The sequence below is a fragment of the Rhodococcus sp. UNC363MFTsu5.1 genome (genome assembly GCF_000686785.1).
GTDB classification, from domain to species: Bacteria; Actinomycetota; Actinomycetes; order Mycobacteriales; family Mycobacteriaceae; genus Rhodococcus_G; species Rhodococcus_G maanshanensis.
In genome coordinates this window covers 609,875-627,515 of record NZ_JMLO01000001.1, presented here as the reverse complement: position 1 = coordinate 627,515, position 17,641 = coordinate 609,875, and the positions used below count along the sequence as shown (strand labels likewise).

The 17,641-nt window shown below is 69.3% G+C and carries 16 protein-coding genes; 6 read left to right on the top strand and 10 right to left on the bottom strand.

Features of this window, described 5'->3' with window-relative positions:
* Positions 1-14 precede the first annotated feature (14 nt).
* The 3 genes from BR31_RS0102960 to BR31_RS0102950 form a co-directional block, all read right to left on the bottom strand.
* Positions 15-1,085: an AI-2E family transporter gene (locus BR31_RS0102960; RefSeq protein ID WP_051636938.1), complete on the bottom strand. Its 1,071-nt coding sequence runs from the start codon at positions 1,083-1,085 to the stop codon at positions 15-17.
* 142 nt (positions 1,086-1,227) lie between these two features.
* A complete protein-coding gene (locus BR31_RS27275) occupies positions 1,228-2,118 on the bottom strand; it encodes a hypothetical protein (protein WP_156042339.1) in 891 nt (296 codons plus the stop codon).
* A gap of 106 nt (positions 2,119-2,224) precedes the next feature.
* Positions 2,225-3,253 (bottom strand): Rv2578c family radical SAM protein, encoded by a 1,029-nt coding sequence (locus BR31_RS0102950; protein WP_027499644.1) that lies wholly within the window; start codon positions 3,251-3,253, stop codon positions 2,225-2,227.
* Between the two features lie 87 nt (positions 3,254-3,340).
* On the opposite strand from BR31_RS0102950, the gene BR31_RS0102945 reads away from it, so the two are divergent.
* From BR31_RS0102945 to BR31_RS0102920, 6 genes are all read left to right on the top strand, one after another.
* Complete coding sequence (locus BR31_RS0102945; protein WP_051636899.1) at positions 3,341-4,255, top strand: DUF5995 family protein; 915 nt, start codon at positions 3,341-3,343, stop codon at positions 4,253-4,255.
* Between the two features lie 12 nt (positions 4,256-4,267).
* The gene (locus tag BR31_RS0102940; RefSeq protein WP_051636898.1) at positions 4,268-5,908 is read left to right on the top strand and encodes an FAD-dependent monooxygenase; all 1,641 of its coding nucleotides are present in this window, start codon (positions 4,268-4,270) and stop codon (positions 5,906-5,908) included.
* A 52-nt stretch (positions 5,909-5,960) separates the two neighbouring features.
* Positions 5,961-6,644, top strand: coding sequence for a hypothetical protein (locus tag BR31_RS0102935; protein WP_027499641.1), 684 nt, complete (start codon positions 5,961-5,963; stop codon positions 6,642-6,644).
* An 84-nt stretch (positions 6,645-6,728) separates the two neighbouring features.
* Positions 6,729-8,267, top strand: a complete 1,539-nt coding sequence (locus tag BR31_RS0102930; RefSeq protein WP_027499640.1) for an arylsulfatase — start codon at positions 6,729-6,731, stop codon at positions 8,265-8,267.
* Positions 8,268-8,273: 6 nt separating this feature from the next.
* The gene (locus tag BR31_RS0102925; RefSeq protein ID WP_027499639.1) at positions 8,274-9,215 is read left to right on the top strand and encodes an HAD family hydrolase; all 942 of its coding nucleotides are present in this window, start codon (positions 8,274-8,276) and stop codon (positions 9,213-9,215) included.
* A 76-nt stretch (positions 9,216-9,291) separates the two neighbouring features.
* Positions 9,292-10,173, top strand: a complete 882-nt coding sequence (locus BR31_RS0102920; protein WP_051636937.1) for a formylglycine-generating enzyme family protein — start codon at positions 9,292-9,294, stop codon at positions 10,171-10,173.
* Here BR31_RS0102920 and BR31_RS0102915 read toward each other — a convergent pair.
* The 7 genes from BR31_RS0102915 to BR31_RS0102885 all read right to left on the bottom strand — a co-directional run bounded on the left by BR31_RS0102915 (position 10,168) and on the right by BR31_RS0102885 (position 17,550).
* Positions 10,168-10,515 carry a YidH family protein gene (locus BR31_RS0102915; RefSeq protein ID WP_027499637.1) on the bottom strand — a complete coding sequence of 116 codons (348 nt, stop codon included), beginning with the start codon at positions 10,513-10,515 and terminating at the stop codon, positions 10,168-10,170. The two genes, BR31_RS0102920 and BR31_RS0102915, sit on opposite strands and share 6 nt — an antisense overlap.
* 2 nt (positions 10,516-10,517) lie before the next feature.
* Positions 10,518-10,784 carry a DUF1876 domain-containing protein gene (locus tag BR31_RS0102910; RefSeq protein WP_027499636.1) on the bottom strand — a complete coding sequence of 89 codons (267 nt, stop codon included), beginning with the start codon at positions 10,782-10,784 and terminating at the stop codon, positions 10,518-10,520.
* Between the two features lie 77 nt (positions 10,785-10,861).
* Positions 10,862-12,529 carry an allophanate hydrolase gene (gene atzF, locus BR31_RS0102905; protein WP_231496361.1) on the bottom strand — a complete coding sequence of 556 codons (1,668 nt, stop codon included), beginning with the start codon at positions 12,527-12,529 and terminating at the stop codon, positions 10,862-10,864.
* A gap of 5 nt (positions 12,530-12,534) precedes the next feature.
* Positions 12,535-14,511 carry a 5-oxoprolinase/urea amidolyase family protein gene (locus BR31_RS32090; protein ID WP_051636936.1) on the bottom strand — a complete coding sequence of 659 codons (1,977 nt, stop codon included), beginning with the start codon at positions 14,509-14,511 and terminating at the stop codon, positions 12,535-12,537.
* Positions 14,512-14,537: 26 nt separating this feature from the next.
* A complete protein-coding gene (locus BR31_RS0102895; RefSeq protein ID WP_027499633.1) occupies positions 14,538-15,194 on the bottom strand; it encodes an urea amidolyase associated protein UAAP2 in 657 nt (218 codons plus the stop codon).
* Entirely contained in the window at positions 15,191-16,036 is an 846-nt protein-coding gene (locus tag BR31_RS0102890) for an urea amidolyase associated protein UAAP1 (RefSeq protein WP_231496360.1), read from the bottom strand. The genes BR31_RS0102895 and BR31_RS0102890 overlap by 4 nt, the downstream gene beginning before the upstream one ends.
* A complete protein-coding gene (locus BR31_RS0102885) occupies positions 16,033-17,550 on the bottom strand; it encodes an amino acid permease (protein WP_027499631.1) in 1,518 nt (505 codons plus the stop codon). The genes BR31_RS0102890 and BR31_RS0102885 overlap by 4 nt, the downstream gene beginning before the upstream one ends.
* Between the last annotated feature and the right edge of the window lie 91 nt (positions 17,551-17,641).

Genomic DNA, 17,641 nt, shown 5'->3' with positions numbered 1-17,641 from the left:
CGCGCCCGGCCCGGCTACTCGGCGGGCGCGTCGGGTTCGGGCTGTCGATCGTGGACGAGTTCGTAACGGCGACCGTAGGTTTCGACGAGCGCCTGGATGACCGCGACGACGGGGACGGACACCAGCGCGCCGATCGCCCCGAACAGCGAAGCCCCGACGATCACCGAGCCGAAGGCAACAGCGGGGTGGATCGACACGGTCTTGGACGTGATGCGCGGATGCAGCAGGTAGTTCTCGACCTGCTGGTACGCCGTCCCGAAGGCCACCACCCACACCCCGTCGATCGGCTGCGCCGCGGCGGCGATGATCGCCGGCAGCGCGATCGCGAGGTAGGTGCCGAGAGTCGGGATGAACTGCGAGACCACACCGGTCCAGATGGCCAGCGGGAGCCAGTACGGCACCCCGATCACCATGAGGAAAATGCCGGTGGCGACGGCGCTCACCGCCGCCAGGATCAATCGGGACACCACATAGCCGCCGGCCTTCTCGACGGAGATCTCCCACACGGTGGAGATGACCTGCTGCTGCCGGGCCGGGAACCAGCTCGAGATCGTCCGGCGCAGCGCCGGGCCCTGCGCCGACATGTAGAACACGAACAGCAGCAGGGTCATCGCCTGGAACACGACCCCCAGCAGGGACGAGACCACCCCGAGCACACCGGGCGTGAAGCGTTGCGCGAGTTCGCGAATGGTGTCCGGGGTGAGCTTGAGCAGGTCCTCTCCGGTCGAGAAGTTGGTGTCGAACGTCCGGTTGGCCCACTCCGTCAGCCGGGTGACCGCCCCCGGCAGCGCGGTGAGCAGCTGCGCTAGCTGCTCGGCCAGCAGCGCGCCGAACACCGCCAGGAACCCGATGGTGAACAGGAACAGGGAGACCAGCACCAGCCCGGTGCCCGCGCCGCGGCGCCATCCACGACGTTCGAACCAGTCGACCACCGGTTCGATGGTGACGCTGAAGAGCCACGCCAGGAACAGCATGCCGAGGAACCCGCGCAGGTTGTGCAGCAGCCAGCCGAGCACCTGGTAGCCCGCGACGGCGAGCAGGACGTAGATGATCGCGGTCCGCAGCCATCGACGATAGGTGGACATGCCCTCATCGGCCACCGGCTCGGGCGCCCGCTCCGCGTTCGGTTCGCTGTCGTCGGTCATCGCACACTCCGTGGTCGGATGGTCGTGCCGCTACAGCGGAATGTACTCGCCGACCCCGATGGCGCGGGCGCCAAAGCGGACGTCACGGGGTGCTGACGCAGGCGGTGGTCTCGGCGATCCTCGCGGGCAACGCGGCCTCGACGATCGCGGTGGCCCTGGCACTCGCGCCCGCGTTCGCGATGTCGTCGGCGACGGACGGCGACCCGGGGTCGAGGGCCGCGAGCTCCACCAGGACGTATCGGTGGTCCCGTCCCCCGAACCCCGTCGAGTGCCGGATCGTCCTGTCCCCCGTCGTCATCCAGCCCTGCTTGATTCCCGGTCCGCCCAACCGCGCCAGCGTCGCCCAGACCCCGAAGTCCTGGTCGAATCCGTCTGCGGCCACCGGCGTGGTCGCCTGCAGCCCGGCGATCATGATCTGCCGCGCTGGCGCCGAGAGGCCGCCTCGCCCGGAGAGCAGGCCATCGTAGTAGTGGGCGATGTCGGCGGCCGTGACCGTGGTGTCCCACCATGCGTCGGCCGCCGAGGTCGCGGACAGCGCGTATCGCTCGGCGACGCGCTCGACCACAGCCGGACCGCCGCCCATCGTCCACAGCAGTTCGGCCGCGCCGTCATCGGAGGTGGCCAGCATGGACACGACACCGGCCAGCAGCTCGCGGTCGATCGCCGTCCCCCGCGCCGCGCTGCGATGGAGATAGTCGTCGGCGATGAACAGCTTCGTCAAGGACGCCGCCGGGAAGCTCACGGCGGTATCGCCCGCGCCGAGGTAGACGTCCGCCTCTCGGTCCACGAAGGCGATCCCGACGATGTCACCGTCTACCGCCGCCTGCTCGACCGCGGTCGCCAACGCATCCGGGAACGGCCCGCAGCGGCCGTCGTCCTCGGCCCTCGACGCCGAGTGCGCGGGCGCGGGCGACCAGCCGGGAGCTGCCGTCTCACCGGGGGTGAGGCCCGCGCAGATCGCTGCCGCGAGCACACCACCCACCGCCCCACGAACCAACCCCGAGCGGGAGCACCCGGACATTTTTCCGACCTTTGAAGCTGACTATTTCCCTACTACCACTATAGGTTTCGGCGCTGCGTCAGAACAGCGTCAGCGCGGGCGCGGCGCCTGCCCCGACGAGCTCGCGAGCGCGCGCAGGGGCGGACTCCTGGCGGTGTTCCGAGCGACCGCCGAGCCCGTACTTCTCGACGATGGGCCGCACCCGCTCGCGCAGCCACGTCTGATACTCCGAGGTCACGTACGCGCCTCGGCCGTAGAGCTGCCGGTACCTGCGGATCAGCGCGGGGTGTTCCTCGGCCAGCCAGTTCAGGAACCAGCCCCTGGTACTGCCCCGAAGGTGCATCGGGAACACCGTCACCCCCGTCGCGCCCGCCTCGGCGATCGCGCCGAGCAGGGCATCGAGATGTCGCGTCGTGTCGGTGAGATACGGAATCACCGGTGCCACCATCACGTTGCAGTCGAATCCCGCATCGGTGATCGCCCTGATCAGCTCCAGCCGGGCCTTCGGCGACGGCGTGCCCGGTTCGATCGCCTTCTGCAGGTCCGGGTCCCCGATCGCGAGCGAGACCCCGATCCCCACCGGAACCTGGCGCGCCGCCAGGGTGAGCAGGGGCAGGTCCCTGCGCAGGAGGGTGCCCTTGGTGAGGATCGAGAACGGCGTGCCCGACTCCGCGAGCGCCCCGATGATCCCGGGCATCAGCCGGTAGCGCCCCTCGGCCCGCTGGTAGGGATCCGTGTTGGTCCCCAGCGCGACGTGCTCGCGCTTCCACGACCGACGGGCCAGCTCGCGCCTGAGCACGGCGGCGACATTGGTCTTCACCACGACCTGGCTGTCGAAGTCACGGCCCGCGTCCAGGTCGAGGTACTCATGGGTCGGCCTGGCGAAGCAGTAGCGGCACGCATGGGAGCAGCCGCGAAACGCATTGACCGTGAAACGAAATGGCAGCGTGGACTCGTCGGGCATCTTGTTCAGCGCGGACTTGCACAACACCTCGTGGAAGGTGATGCCCTCGAACTCGGGCGTCTGTACAGTGCGGACGAGCCCAGCCCGGGCGAGTCCGGGAAGGGCGCCGTCGTCGGCGTCGAGAGCCTGCCCCTGCCATCGCATACAGAGAGTCGAACACGTGTTCTAGGCGCTGTCAAGTGTGCTCCCGGACAACCGGCAGCACCACACCACCGTCGTTACACTCCGGCGATGAGCCTGCGCCGGACCACCGCCCGCACGTCCGTCTCCCGCCTCGCCACCCTCTCCTCGATCGTTCTCCTCGCCTCGATCACCCTCGCCCAGCCCGCGGTAGCCGATCCCTCGACGGCCTCGGCCTGCGGCACCCCGCTGTCCGCGGCCGAGACAGGCACCGTCGCCGCGCTGTCCGACACGTCCACGATCACCGGGACCGCGGCGATGGACCGCCTCGAGGAGGTGGTGGTCCGCCAGCAACGGATCTCCGACATCCTCGTATCGCACGGCGACCGGCGCGGACTGTTCGGCATCGGACTCGACGCCGTCGTACAGCGGGCCGTCATGCCACTGCAACGCGACAGCGCCGCCTTCGTCACCCCCGAGTGGGCCCACGCGATCAGCACCGATCTGCTGCGCCGCTACCTCGACAACGTGCACGCCGAGTTCACCGGCGCCCCAACCGAACCCGCCTGGGGACGCTATTTCGCGCTGAGTCGGGACTGCACCATGTCCCCCGCCCGGGTCGCCATGATCGGCTACAACGCGCACCTGACGGTCGACCTCGCCCGGGCCGTCGCCACGACCGGCACCACCGAGCGGAACGTGGCCGACTACTACAAGATCGTCGACTCCATCGCCACCGACGGTGACGCGATCGTCTCCAGGACGAAGGCCGTGTACGGCGCCGACCTCGGCCCCCTGTGGGGGTTCTACTTCCTCGGCGAGGGTCTCGATCGGCTCGCGGGCGAGGGCGTCGCCTCCGAGCTGCTGCTGCGCGCCGCCGACAGCGGGTACAACACCCTCACCCTCGCCAACGGATTCGCCCTGCAGAATCCGCAGACAGCGCCGGCCGCGACCGCGGAGATGGAAGCGCTCTGGTCCACCGCCGACGGCGCGATCGAATTGCTCACCCGACTCGGCGGGCTCTGACAGAATCCGAGGATGACCTCGGCAGTCGAACCGCAGGTGGCACCCGTGACGGCCGATGTGCTGATCGTCGGGGCAGGCCCGGTCGGATTGAGCCTCGCGGTGGAGCTGCGCAGGCGCGGCGTCGATGTCATCGTCGTCGACCGTCTCACCGAGCGCGCTCCCTACGCGAAGGCCGTCGGCATCCAACCCCGCACCGTCGAGGTCTGGGACGCGATGGGAGTGGCCCGCCCCGCGCTCGACGCGGCGACCACGATGCGCGGTCAGCTCGTGTACGTCAACGGCACCAAGGTCGCCCAGCTCGACCTCACCCTGCCCCCCGAGGTCCCGTACGGATTCCTCGCGCTCCCGCAGTACGAGACCGAACGGGTCCTCGGCGAGGCACTCGATGGCCTCGGCGGCCAGGTCACCAGGGGCACCGAACTCACCGGGTTCGAACAGGATCCGTCCGGGGTTCGCGCCACGGTCAGGGACGGGTTCGGGGAGTTCACCGTCGAGTCGCAGTATCTCGTCGGCTGCGACGGCGCGCACAGCCTGGTTCGCAAGGGGCTGGGCATCTCGTTCGAGGGCGGCGCCTTCGCCGAGGAGTACATGCTCGCGGACGTCGAGGTGGACTGGACCATGCCAACCGGGTACGGCGTCCGTGCCATGCATCAGACCGACGGCGTCACCGACGACCTGCTGGTCTGCATCCCGCTGCCCGGCCGGGGGCGCTACCGGGTCTCGATGCTCGTTCCCGACGAACTCGCCAGTGCCCCGGCGGGTTCCGGTGAGATCGCGCACGGCCTCGAGGGCGGGCGACGGCCCGAGCTGCGACACGTGCAGGCCGTGCTCGACCGGCTCTCACCCCAGCCGACGACCGCGAGCAACCTGCGGTGGTCCTCAGTCTTCCGGATCAGCCACCGGCTGGCGGGCCGGTACGGCGTCGGTCGGGTGTTCCTGGCAGGCGACGCCGCGCACATCCACCCGCCCACCGGCGCGCAGGGCATGAACACCGGCGTCCAGGACGCATACAACCTCGGCTGGAAGCTGGCGCTGGCGGTCACCGGATCGGCGGCGCCTGCACTCCTCGACAGCTATCACGAGGAACGGCACCCCGTCGGCGAGGAGGTGGTCGGGCGCACCGTCAAGAGCGCGCGGGAGGGCATCGGCGCGGACATGGCCGACCCGGCCGAGGCGATCGTGCGGGAGGCACAGCTGCTCGTCGGATATCCCTCGAGCCCGTTGGTCGGCATCGGGTCCGGGCCTGCCGACGCGGTCCCCCGCCCAGGCGATCGCGCGCCCGATGCCGCGGGCCTGCGGCAGGACAGCGTGGCGTTCCCGATCCGCCTGCACGAACTGTTCCGTCACCCCGGCCACACGCTGCTGCTCTGGGCCTCCGACTCAACAGGCGTCGCGACGCAGCTCACGCTCGCCGCCGAGGTGACCGACCGTTTCGGGCCTGCCGTGCGCAGCCACCTCATCGTCGCAAGCGACGCCGACCTGCCCGGCGTCTCGGGGATCACCCTGCGCGACGCCGACGGCGGGTTCGCCGCCGGCTACGGCGCAGGCGACCGAACCGGGTTCCTCGTGCGCCCGGACGGCTACATCGGGTACCGATCGGACGCGATCACCTTCGCCGGTCTCGCCGGCAATCTGGCCCGCACCCTGAGCTGACCGTTCGGGGGACTGCTGGTCCTGCAGCCGGTCTTCGGCGAAGATTGACCCCATGGCCGGCACGCTGGGAGAGGCCGAGTTCCGAAAGCTGCGCACGCCGCGCGCCGCGGCGGTCGCCGGGATCGTCTTCGGCGTCCTGTTCGCAGCCAGCATCGTGCTGTTGCGCACCTCGCTGCCTGCCGCCACCGGGTCACCCTGGCTGCGCGGCCAGACCAAGATCACCATCGCCCTGGTGCTCGCCCCCTTCGCCGGCATCGCCTTCCTCTGGTTCATGGGCGTCGTCCGCGACCGGTTCGGAGAGCTGGAGGACCGATTCTTCTCGACGGTCTTCCTGGGCAGCGGGCTGCTGCTCCTCGCGATGATGTGCGTCTCGATGGCGCTCGCCGGCGGCCTCCTCGCGGTCTCCCGGCAATCGAAAGCTCCGGAGGGCGAGCTGATGTACTTCGGCCGCGAGGTGATGCTGCACATCAACAACGTCTACGAGGTCCGGATGGCGGCCGTGTTCATGATCTCGCTGGGAACCATCTGGCTGCGCACCGGCCTGATGCCGCGAACCCTGGCGGTCATCACCTACGTGCTCGCGCTCAGCATGCTGGTGGTCGTCAGTTTCAGCCTGTGGGTGACGTTGGCGTTCCCGGCGTGGGTCATCCTGATCAGCGCGTACATCCTCACCACGGACCGAGCGCGACGGCAACTCTCACCCGAGACGGGTGATGCGCATCACGGGCACCCCTAGCAGCGTCGATAGCGCAAAACTCCTAAGGCTCGGACGCCATGGGCACCGGGCGAACGCATCCGACCGCACGGCGAGGAGCGAACGATGGCGGACACCAAACCCAACATCCTGGTGATCTGGGGCGACGACATCGGCATCACCAATCTCAGCTGCTACAGCGACGGGCTGATGGGATACCGGACACCGAACATCGACCGCCTCGCCGACGAGGGCATGAAGTTCACCGACTCGTACGGCGAGCAGAGTTGCACGGCGGGCCGCGCCTCGTTCATCACCGGCCAGAGCGTGTATCGCACCGGCATGAGCAAGGTCGGTATCCCAGGAGTGGACATCGGATTGTCGGCCGAGGACCCCACCATCGCCGAACTGCTCAAGCCGCTCGGATATGCCACCGGGCAGTTCGGGAAGAACCATCTCGGCGACCTCAACAAGTACCTACCGACCGTGCACGGGTTCGACGAGTTCTTCGGCAATCTCTACCACCTCAACGCCGAGGAGGAACCCGAGCTGCCCGACTACCCGAGCGCACAGGACTACCCCAGACTCCACGAGGTGATGATGCCGCGCGGTGTCCTGCACTGCTGGGCCACAGAGGAGGATGCAGGCGAGGTCGATCAGCGTTACGGGCCTGTCGGAAAGCAACGCATCGAGGACACCGGACCGCTGAGCAAGAAGCGGATGGAGACCATCGACGACGAGACGGTGTCCGCGGCAATCGACTTCATCACGCGGCAGAAGGAATCCGAGACACCGTTCTTCGTGTGGATGAACACCACGCACATGCACCTGCGGACCCACACGAAACCGGAGAGCCTCGGCCAGGCCGGGCATTGGCAATCGCCGTACCACGACACCATGGTCGATCACGACAAGCACGTCGGCAGGCTGCTCGACGCGGTCGACGAACTGGGCCTCGCCGAGGACACCATCGTCATCTACAGCACCGACAACGGTCCCCACGCCAACACCTGGCCGGACGGCGCCACCACGCCGTTCCGCAGCGAGAAGGACACCAACTGGGAGGGCGCTTTCCGTGTCCCCGAGGTGATCCGCTGGCCGGGCAAGATCCCCGCGGGCAGCGTGTCCAACGAGATCGTCCAGCACCACGACTGGCTGCCGACCTTCCTCGCCGCAGCTGGCGCACCGGAGGTGGTCGATCAGCTGAAGACCGGGTACGCGGTCGGTGACAAGACGTTCACGGTGCACATCGACGGCTACAACCTGCTCCCCTACCTCACCGGCGAGGTCGAGACGTCCCCACGTCGGGGGCTGATCTACTTCTCCGACGACTGCGACGTGCTGGGCATACGCTTCGACAACTGGAAGATCGTGTTCATGGAACAGCGTGCCAAGGGCACCCTCGGGCTGTGGGCCGAGCCGTTCACGGCACTTCGGGTACCGAAGGTGTTCAACCTGCGCACCGACCCGTTCGAGCGCGCCGACATCACCTCGAACACCTACTGGGACTGGTTCCTCGACCACGACTACATAGCCATCTACGGAACTTTCATCACGAGTCAGTTCCTCGAGACCTTCAAGGAGTTCCCGCCGCGGCAGGAGCCGGCCAGCTTCACCATCGACCACGCGGTGGCCAAACTGCACGCCTTCCTGGCGAAGGACTGACCGCCCATGGGGACCGATCTCGGATCCTGGGCGGACGGCCCCGCGCGGTCCGCGATCGTCGAGTTCGTCGAGCGGGTCACCACCACGGGCGGCCCCGACTTCGTCGAACCCGCGGACCGGGTGGCGGTCTTCGACAACGACGGCACGCTCTGGTGCGAGAAGCCGATGCCCATCCAGCTCGACTTCACCGTCCGGCGGTTCGCCGAGATGGCCGCGGGCGATCCCGATCTGCGGCAGAAGCAACCGTGGAAGGCGGCCCACGAGAACGACCTCCACTGGCTCGGCGCCGCGATGGTCAAGCACTACCACGGCGACGACGACGACCTGAAGCTGCTGATGGGCGCGGTGACCGAGGCATTCGACTCGGTCACCGTCGAGGACTACGACGCGCGGGTGCGCGCATTCTTCGACGCCGCCGACCACCCGACGCTGGGTCGGCCGTACTACGGCTGCGGATACGCGCCGATGGTCGAGTTGCTGCGCTATCTGGAGGCGAACGGGTTCACCACCTATATCGCGTCCGGTGGCGATCGGGACTTCATGCGGCCGGTCGCCGGGCACCTGTATGGGGTGCCGCCGGAACGCATCATCGGCAGTGCCCTCGGCCTCTCGTACCGCGAGGGTGAGGACGCGACGGACCTGCTCTACAAGGCCGCGATGGACTTCTTCGACGACGGACCGGAGAAACCGATCCGGATCTGGAGCCGGATCGGGCGACGGCCGATCCTGTCGGTCGGCAACTCCAACGGCGACCTGCCGATGCTGGCCTTCTCCGGGCAACCCGACCGCCCGGCCCTGCGGATGCTGATCCTGCACGACGACGCCGACCGCGAGTTCGACTATGTCGCGGGAGCCGAGCAGGCCCTCGATCACGCACGAGAGAAGAACTGGACCGTGGTGAGCATGAAGAACGACTGGACGAACGTCTTCTCGTCGGCCGTCACCTGATCAGGCAGTAGGAAAGGCTTCGTTGGAAACCCAGATCCTCTCCGAGGTCCGGCGCATCCCCGCCCAGACCTTCACGATGGGCTCGGATCGGCACTACCGGGAAGAAGGCCCGGCGCATCGCGTCGCGGTCGACGCCTTCGCCATCGAGACCCACCAGGTCACCAACGCGCAGTTCGCGCGATTCATGCGGGACACCGGCTATGTCACGGTCGCCGAACGCCCGCTCGATCCCGCCGAGTTCCCCGGGGCTCCCTCCGAGAACCTCCAACCGGGCTCGATGGTGTTCACGCCGACGCCCGGCCCCGTCGACCTCCGTCACCTGAGCCAGTGGTGGACCTGGACCGTCGGGGCGTCGTGGCAGCACCCGACCGGCCCCGGGTCGTCGACAGCCGGACTGGAGCAGCACCCCGTCGTCCATGTCGCGCTCGAGGACGCGGAGGCGTACGCACGGTGGGCGGGCCGGTCGCTGCCCACCGAGGCGCAGTGGGAGGTGGCGGCGCGGGGCGGCCTCGACGGCACCGACTTCACCTGGGGCGACGACCCCGAAACCGAATCCCGTCGGCTGGCGAACTACTGGCACGGGGACTTCCCCTGGCGCGCCGAGACCGGCTACGGCACCACCACCGCCGTCGGCTGCTACCCGCCGAACGACTACGGCCTCTGTGACATGGCGGGCAATGTGTGGGAATGGACCGCGGACTGGTATTCGGACCGGCACCCTGACACGGCGGAGTCGTGCTGCGCGCCCCGGAACCCGCGCGGGCCCGGCCGCTCGGAGAGTTTCGATCCCCGCCAGCCCCAGTTCCGGGTTCCCCGCAAGGTGATCAAGGGCGGTTCGTTCCTGTGCGCGGACAGCTACTGCCGACGGTATCGGCCTGCGGCCAGGCGGCCACAGATGATCGACACCGGGATGAGTCACATCGGGTTCCGATGCGTCGCGGCCGTTTCCGACTCATAGCAGGACCGCCACGGCGAGCAGCGCGAGCACCGTCACGACACTCGAGGTGGCGATCGCGGCAAAGGTCGCAGGCGCGAATTCCCCCGACTCGATCTGCCTGCTGATGGCCCGGTAGCGCAGGGTCCCGTAGGCGGACACCAGCAGTCCGGCGCCCATCAGGATGAACCCGGCGGCGACCGCATGGCCGCCCCGGTTCGGGGCGAACTTCGCGACCGCGACACCCAGCGCGGCGACGCTGATACCGGTGCGATGCCACGCGAGATAGGTCCGCTCGTTCGCGAGGTGGTCACGAGCTGTGCTGCCGGTGTTCGGCTGGGTGGGACCGAACAGGTTCCGGCTCATGACTAGCTGAAGAGATTCGACGGCTGCTTTGTGACCTCCTCGATATCGGCCGCGGTGGCCTCGATCAGTTGGTGGGACAGGTCCGCCAGTGCACGCGCGGATGCCAGCTCGTCACCGATCGCCGGTACGTCGGCGTCCTCCGGGTTCAGCCTGGCCAACCCGACGCCGACCATCTCAGGTTTGTCGCCTGCGCTCAGCCGGGCCTTGGCCCGTGTTCGGCCGTCGTGCTCGTCGATGACGACGCTCACCGACCACTGCTTCACGTCCATCTTGCTCGCCTCCTCGAGTCACACCTCAACAATTGCAGGCGCGCGGCCACCCGTCGAGGGTGCGAGAGCATCAGCCTTCAGCCCAGTGCCCCCGCCGCCAGCGCCGCCTTCCAACCGCCGTACTCGCTGATGTCGCGACCACCCGCCGCCGCGGCGTGATCGCACCCGAATCCGGTCCCCCAGCTGCCGTCGTCGAACTCGACGGCGCCGAGCTGCATCGGTGTCGGCAGCTCGGCGAGGAAACACCCGAGGGCCGCTGGGGAGAGCCGCCACTTCTCCCCCGCGATCGACACCCCATCGTCCGCCACCCGGATGAGTCCGGGTTTGCGGGGCACGGTGTCCAGGGCCGTGAGCCGGTAGTTCGGCGCGGTCCACACCGGCCCGAGCCAGCGGGCGCCGAGCGCGGTGAGCTGATGCTCGAGCGGCTGGCCGAGCAGGTGGGCGCCGAACACCGCCAGTTCGACCGACGGTGCCGCCACGGCGGACCACCCCATGGCCACCGAACCGCTCACCATCCCCGCGATGTCCGCCGCGACCGCATCCTCGAAGGCGCGGGCGAGCACGGTCACCCCGAACTGCGCGGGTCCCGCGGTCCCGGCGGGCACCGCCACCGCGCAGAGGTCGAAGAGGTTGCAGAAATTGGTGTAGGTCCCCATCTGTGAGTTCACCCCGATCGGGTCGGCCGCGACCTCGGCGATGGTCGGATGCTCCGGCACGGTGGGGATCATCAGGGCGTCGATGCCCGCCAACCGCGCCATCGCCTCGGCCCGCAACTGGTGCAGGCGATTCCGGTCGGCGATCAGCCGGTGCGCCTCGATCTCGCCCGCAGGCGCGACGATCGCCCGCACGGTGGGGTCGACGGCGTCGGGCCGCGAACGCACGAACTCCCCTACGGCCGCGTATCTCTCGGTCACCAATGCCCCGTCGTAGAGGAGCCTGGCGGCCTCGAGGAACGGGCCGAGATCGATCTCCACGATCTCGGCGCCGGATCCGGCCAGCGCGTCGACCGCCGCACCGAACGCCGCCGACCAGTCGGCATCCAGGCCGGGCAACTCGCGCGGCACGGCCACCCGCGGACGCGGCGGCGCGGCCAGCCGGACGTCCGCGGGCCAGGCCCGGCCCGGTGCGCCAGCGGCGAGCACGGCCATCGCCCGCGTCGCCGAGTGCAGGTCGGGCGCGAAGATCGTCACGCAGTCGTAGGACGCGCACGCGGGCACCACGCCCTCGGCGGAGACGACCCCATAGGTCGGTTTGATCCCGACGATCCCCTGCAGGGCGGCGGGCACCCGGCCCGATCCGGCGGTGTCGGTGCCGACCGCGAGGTCGACCAGCCCGAGCGCGACCGCCACGGCGGAGCCCGAGCTGGAGCCGCCCGAGATGTACTCGGGGCGACGCGAATCGCGCACCGCGCCGTATGGACTCCTGGTGCCGACGAGACCGGTCGCGAACTGGTCGAGATTCGTCTTCCCGATCACCACCGCGCCCGCCTGCCGAAGGGCGGAAACCGACTCGGCGTCCGACTCCGGCACGAAGGCGAATTCCGGGCAGGCGGCGGTGGTCGGCATCCCCGCCACGTCGACGTTGTCCTTGACCGCCAGCACCGTGCCGCGCAACGGCGGTGCGTCGGCGCGCCGGTCCACCGCCTCCGCCTCCGCCAGTGCCTCCGACTCCGGGCGCAGGTGGATCCAGATCTCCGGTCGGTCGGCCGCCTCGATCGCGCTATACGCCGCCCTGACCCGTTCCACCGCCGTCACGCGGCCACCTCCTTTGCCTCGGTCTTGGCGAACTCCCCCGCTGCGGACCACGCCTCGCGTTCGGCCCCGAACGCCAGGGCCTGCGTGGCCCGGAACGCGTCGATCGACTCGGCGTTCTCCGCAAGGAACCGGTCGTGCTCGGCGAGCGAGAAGCTGCCGTCGACGATCTGGACCCCGCCCGCTCCGCCCGCGGCCGTCTCGGCCCGCAGCTCCAGCAGCTCGTCGGGTTCGACGGGGTACCAACTGATCCGGTCGAAGAAACGCAGCAGCCACGGGGTGCCGTCCTCGAACGGTCCCGACCGCTGCGGGTGCCGGTGATTCCACACCTGGGTGGTGCGGCCGACGAACTGGTAACCGCCGGGGCCCTCCATCCCGTAGATGCAGAGGTAGGCGCCGCCGATCCCGACCGCGTTCTCCGGCGTCCACGTCCTGGCCGGGTTGTACTTGGTGGTGACCAGACGGTGCCTCGGGTCGAGCGGGGTCGCCACCGGCGCTCCGAGGTAGACGTCGCCGAGCCCGAGGACCAGATACTGTGCGCCGAACACGGTCTCGAAGACGTCGTCGACCGATTCCAGACCGTTCATCCGCCGGATGAACTCGATGTTCCATGGGCACCAGGGCGCGTCGGCCCTGACGCCGTGCATGTACCGCTTGATCGCCTCGCGGGTGGAAGGGTCGTCCCAGGACAACGGCATCCGGACCTCTCGGCTCGGCACCACCAGTTCCGAGGCCTCGGGGAGCTGCTCCTCGGCCTCGGCGAGCAGGCCCATCAGCTTCCGGACCGGCAGCACGTCGGGGTCGACGCGGACCTGCAGCGACCGGATGCCGGGGGTCAGGTCGAGCAGACCGGCCGGCTTCTCCGCCTCGAGCCGCTGGTGCAGGGCGTGCGCCCGCGCCCGCAACGCCAGGTCCAGGCTCATGTCGCCGTACTCGACGAGCACGTTGTCGTCGCCGGAGCGCCGGTAGGTGACCTGGGTCGATCCGTCCCGCCTTGCGATCACTCCGTCGTCGCCGTCGCCGCCCCGACCGAAGACCGTCGACAGGCTGGCCCGGCGCCCCAGTCCCAGTTCGCTTCTCGACGCAGCGTGCGCCGTGCGGATGGGGACGAATCGAATGGTGTCCCCCGGGCTGAGCTGCCCGAGCTTCCATCGTTCCGCTGCCACCACGGTGACCGGGCAGACGAAACCGCCGAGGCTGGGGCCGTCGGGCCCGAGCAGGATAGGGGTGTCGCCGGTGAAATCGAGCGCCCCGACCGAGTAGGCGTTGTCGTGGATGTTGGACGGATGCAGTCCCGCCTCGCCGCCGTCGGCGCGCGCCCAGTCCGGCTTCGGCCCGATCAACCGGACGCCGGTGCGGTCCGAGTTGAAGTGCACCTCGTAGTCGGTGGCCAGCAGGGTGTCGATGTCCTCCCGGGTGAAGAACTCCGGCGCCCCGTGCGGCCCCTCGGTGACCGCGATCTCCCAGTGACCCCCGATCACCGGCCGGTGCTCCATCGGAACGGGCTGGGCGGCAGCCGGGTTCGACGCTCCGCCGCCCGCGACGAGCACGTCGCCCTCGCGCAGGGTCCGGCCCTCGTGACCGCCGAACCGCCCAAGGGTGAAGGTCGCGGCGCTGCCGAGGTAGTCCGGCACGCTCAGTCCGCCGCGGACCAGGACGTAGATCCGCAGGCCGGGACCGCTGACCGCGCCCACGTCGAGGACTCCGCCCGCAGGCACGGCTACCGCCTGCCAGGACGGGACGGGTCGGCCGTCGACCGTGACGGCGGTGGGCGCCCCTGTGACACAGACGGTGGTCGATTCGGCGAACCGCAGGGCCGGGCCCGCCATCGTGCACTCGAGCCCCGGTGCGCCCTCGTCGTTGCCGAGCGCGACGTTTCCGAGCCGGAAGGACAGATCGTCCATCGGTCCGGACGGCGGCACACCGACCTGCCAGTACCCCACCCGGCCGGGCCAGTCCTGCACGGTCGTCAGCATTCCCGGCCGCTGCACGGTGACCGCGTTCACCGGTTCGCCTCGGTCGGCCGGGTGACGATCATGCGGACCTCGGTCGGATCGAAACCGTTGCACGGGTTGTTGATCTGCGGACAGTTCGAGACCAGGACCAGGGTGTCCACCTCGGCCCGCAGGGCCAGCCGCTTGCCGGGCGCGGACAGCCCGTCGACGATCCCGAGGGTGCCGTCGGCGTCGACCGGGACGTTCATGAAGAAGTTGATGTTGGAGACCAGATCACGTTTCCCCAGGCCCCATTTCGCGCCCTCGGCCAAAAAGTTCTCCACGCAGGCATGCTGGTGCTTGGTGTGGTGGCCGTAGCGCAGCGTGTTCGATTCCTGTGAGCAGGCGCCGCCGACGGTGTCGTGGTTGCCGACCTCGTCCGCGACGATCGTCATGAGCACACTCGAATCGTCGGCCCGCAACACGCTTCCCGTGGACAGGAAGAGATTGCGCTGGGCGGCGACGGTCGCCGCAGCCGAGTACCGCACGGCGTGGTCGTCGGCGGCATAGAAGAGGGTGTCGACGGCCTGGTTTCCGTGCAGGTCCACGATGGTCAGCACGTCGCCGGCGCGAACGATCGCCGACCACGGTCCGCGTGCGCCGACGGTCTCGTCGAGGACGACGGCGCCGGGGACGAGGGCGGGGATGTCGAGGGTGGAGGTCATTTCGCGTCCTTTCCGAACTGTGCTGCGGCCCAGGCGTCCTCGCTGTTGAGGACAGCCCGCCGGTACTCGGGGTCCTCGTTGGTCAGGGCGCCGAGATCGGCGGCCGCCTCCCATCCGAGCACCTCGAGGGAGGTGGTGGAGTACGTCGGCGCCGGGTCGAGCGGGTGCGCGGTGTTCGCGATGAGCACGATCACCGGCAGGTGGATCAGCAGCTCGAGTTCCGCTCCGGCCCCGGCATTCCCGATGCTGGTCAGGGCGCCGTCCGCCTCGACCCGGACGCCGTGGAAGAAGCTCAGCGCGGGTGGTAGGTCGCGGGGGGTCAGGCCGTGCTTCGCGGCGGCGAGCGTCAGCAGCTCTCGGCCCGCAGGCGAGCAAGAGTGCGCGGCACCCGCTCCGTACCGTGCGAGGTTGTCGGCCAGGCTGCTGGTGCCGCAGAAGGCGTCGTGGCGGCCCGAGGTGTCGGCGACGATCGTGGCAAGGACCCGCCCCTGATCGGAGAGCAGTGGATGCCCGGTACCGAGGTAGGCCTGCCATGGCACCTTCACCGTGTCGGCCGCGTTGAGCCGTTCCCAAGGCGCGTCGGCACGGTAGAGCAGCAGGTTCGCGCAGGCGGACCCGCCGAGGTCGCGCAGCCGCAGCCTGGTGCCCCGGGCCAGCACCTTCGAGGTGTAGCGGCCGCCAGGTACGGTCTCCGCCCAGGTCAGGCTCTCGGCGGGCACACCATCGGGTGGGCTGGGCCACCGGGACGCCGGCAGCACCGGCATCGAATCGGTGATCTCGCCCACCTGTGCGCGGGCGTGCGCACGGGCAGCGGTCGTGGTGTTGGTTGCGGTCACTGTCAGGCTCCGATCGTGACGGGGTTCGGTACGGTCTTGCCGCGCGGGTAGCAGAGGGTGCCGACGAGCACCACCGCCGCGACGGTGAGTGGCGCGGCCCATTGGAGAAGGGGGAATTCGCCTGTCGGGTTGAAGATCTCAGCGCGTGGCCAGGACAGGTTGACGACCATGAGCGCGCCGTAGAGGACCGCCGCGATGTTGACGGGGATCCCGAACTTCCCGAGCGAGAACAGCGGACGGCCCTCCGCGTCCACCTGCGGCCCACCGCTCGGCCAGCCACCGAGCCTGCGCACCAGCAACGGCACGGTCACCATGAGGTAGGCCAGGTAGATCAGCACGATGCACACGCTCGAGAGGGTGGTGAAGATCGCGGAGTTGCCGACGTTGACGGCCAGCACCGCGACGCACAGCACGCCGATCAGCACGGAGGGTGCGATCGGGGTCCCCGTGCGGGGATTGACCCGGGCCAGCACCGACGAGGCGGGCAGTCGGCCGTCGCGGGCCATCGAGAACATCAGCCGCGAGGCCGCGGTCTGGATGGCGAGGGTGCACACGAACACCGCGATGGCGACGTCGATCAGCAGCAACGTTCCCCACGGCGAGGACAGGATCGAGGTCAGCACGTACGGCAGGCCCTCGGTCGCGAGGCGCCCGTCGGTCAGGCTCGGCGCCGCCATCAACGCGCCGACGATCATCAGGCCGCCGCCGATGGCGGAGACCGAGAGCGCGAGCCGGATGGTGCGGGGAGCGACCCGGCGGGGGTTGCGGGTCTCCTCCGCGAGTTCTCCCGCCGAGCCGAACCCGACCATCACGTAGGCGGCCATCAGCCCGGAGACGATCCAGGCCCAGATGTATCCCGGCTGGGTGCCCGCCTCGCCCGTGTCGAACACGACGTCGGGCCCGCGCTGGGCGTGGGTGAAGAACATCCCGACAACCGCGATGACGCCGATGATCTCGCAGGTGACGCCGATGTTGTTGATCCGCGACATCCAGTTGACGCCGATGCAGTTGATGGTGGTCGTCAGCACCAGCAGCACGGAGCCGAGCAGGACCGCGTTCGCGGCGCCGCTCGGCGAGGTCAGGGCGCTGTCCTCGCCGACGATCTGGAATCCGCTCCACACCGTCGGCAGCACGACCTGCAGCGCGATGGCCGCGGCGGAGGCCGTGACGATCTGGGCCAGGATCATGAACCAGCCGGCGAACCACCCGACGAGCTCGCCGCCCATTCGCCGCGACCACTGGTAGATCGCGCCGGAGATCGGGTAGCGGGCGGCGAGTTCGGCGAAGCAGAGGGCCACCATGAACTGGCCGATGAACACGCACGGCCAGGTCCAGAAGAACGCGGGTCCTGCGAAGCTGAAACCGAGACCGAACAGCTGAAAGATCGTGGTCAGGATCGAGACGAAGGAGAAGCCGGCCGCGAAGGAGGCGAATTTGCCCAGCGACCGGTGCAGCTGTTGTTCGTACCCGAATTCCGCCAGGTCGTCGTGGTCCTGGGACTGAGATGCGACGGTCGTCATGGGCTCTCCTGCGAGGCGGGCGGCGGAGTATCTGTCAGTTGATAGTTTTCCGTTCCACCAGTGCGCATGGGTGTCCCGCACGTTTCGAGGT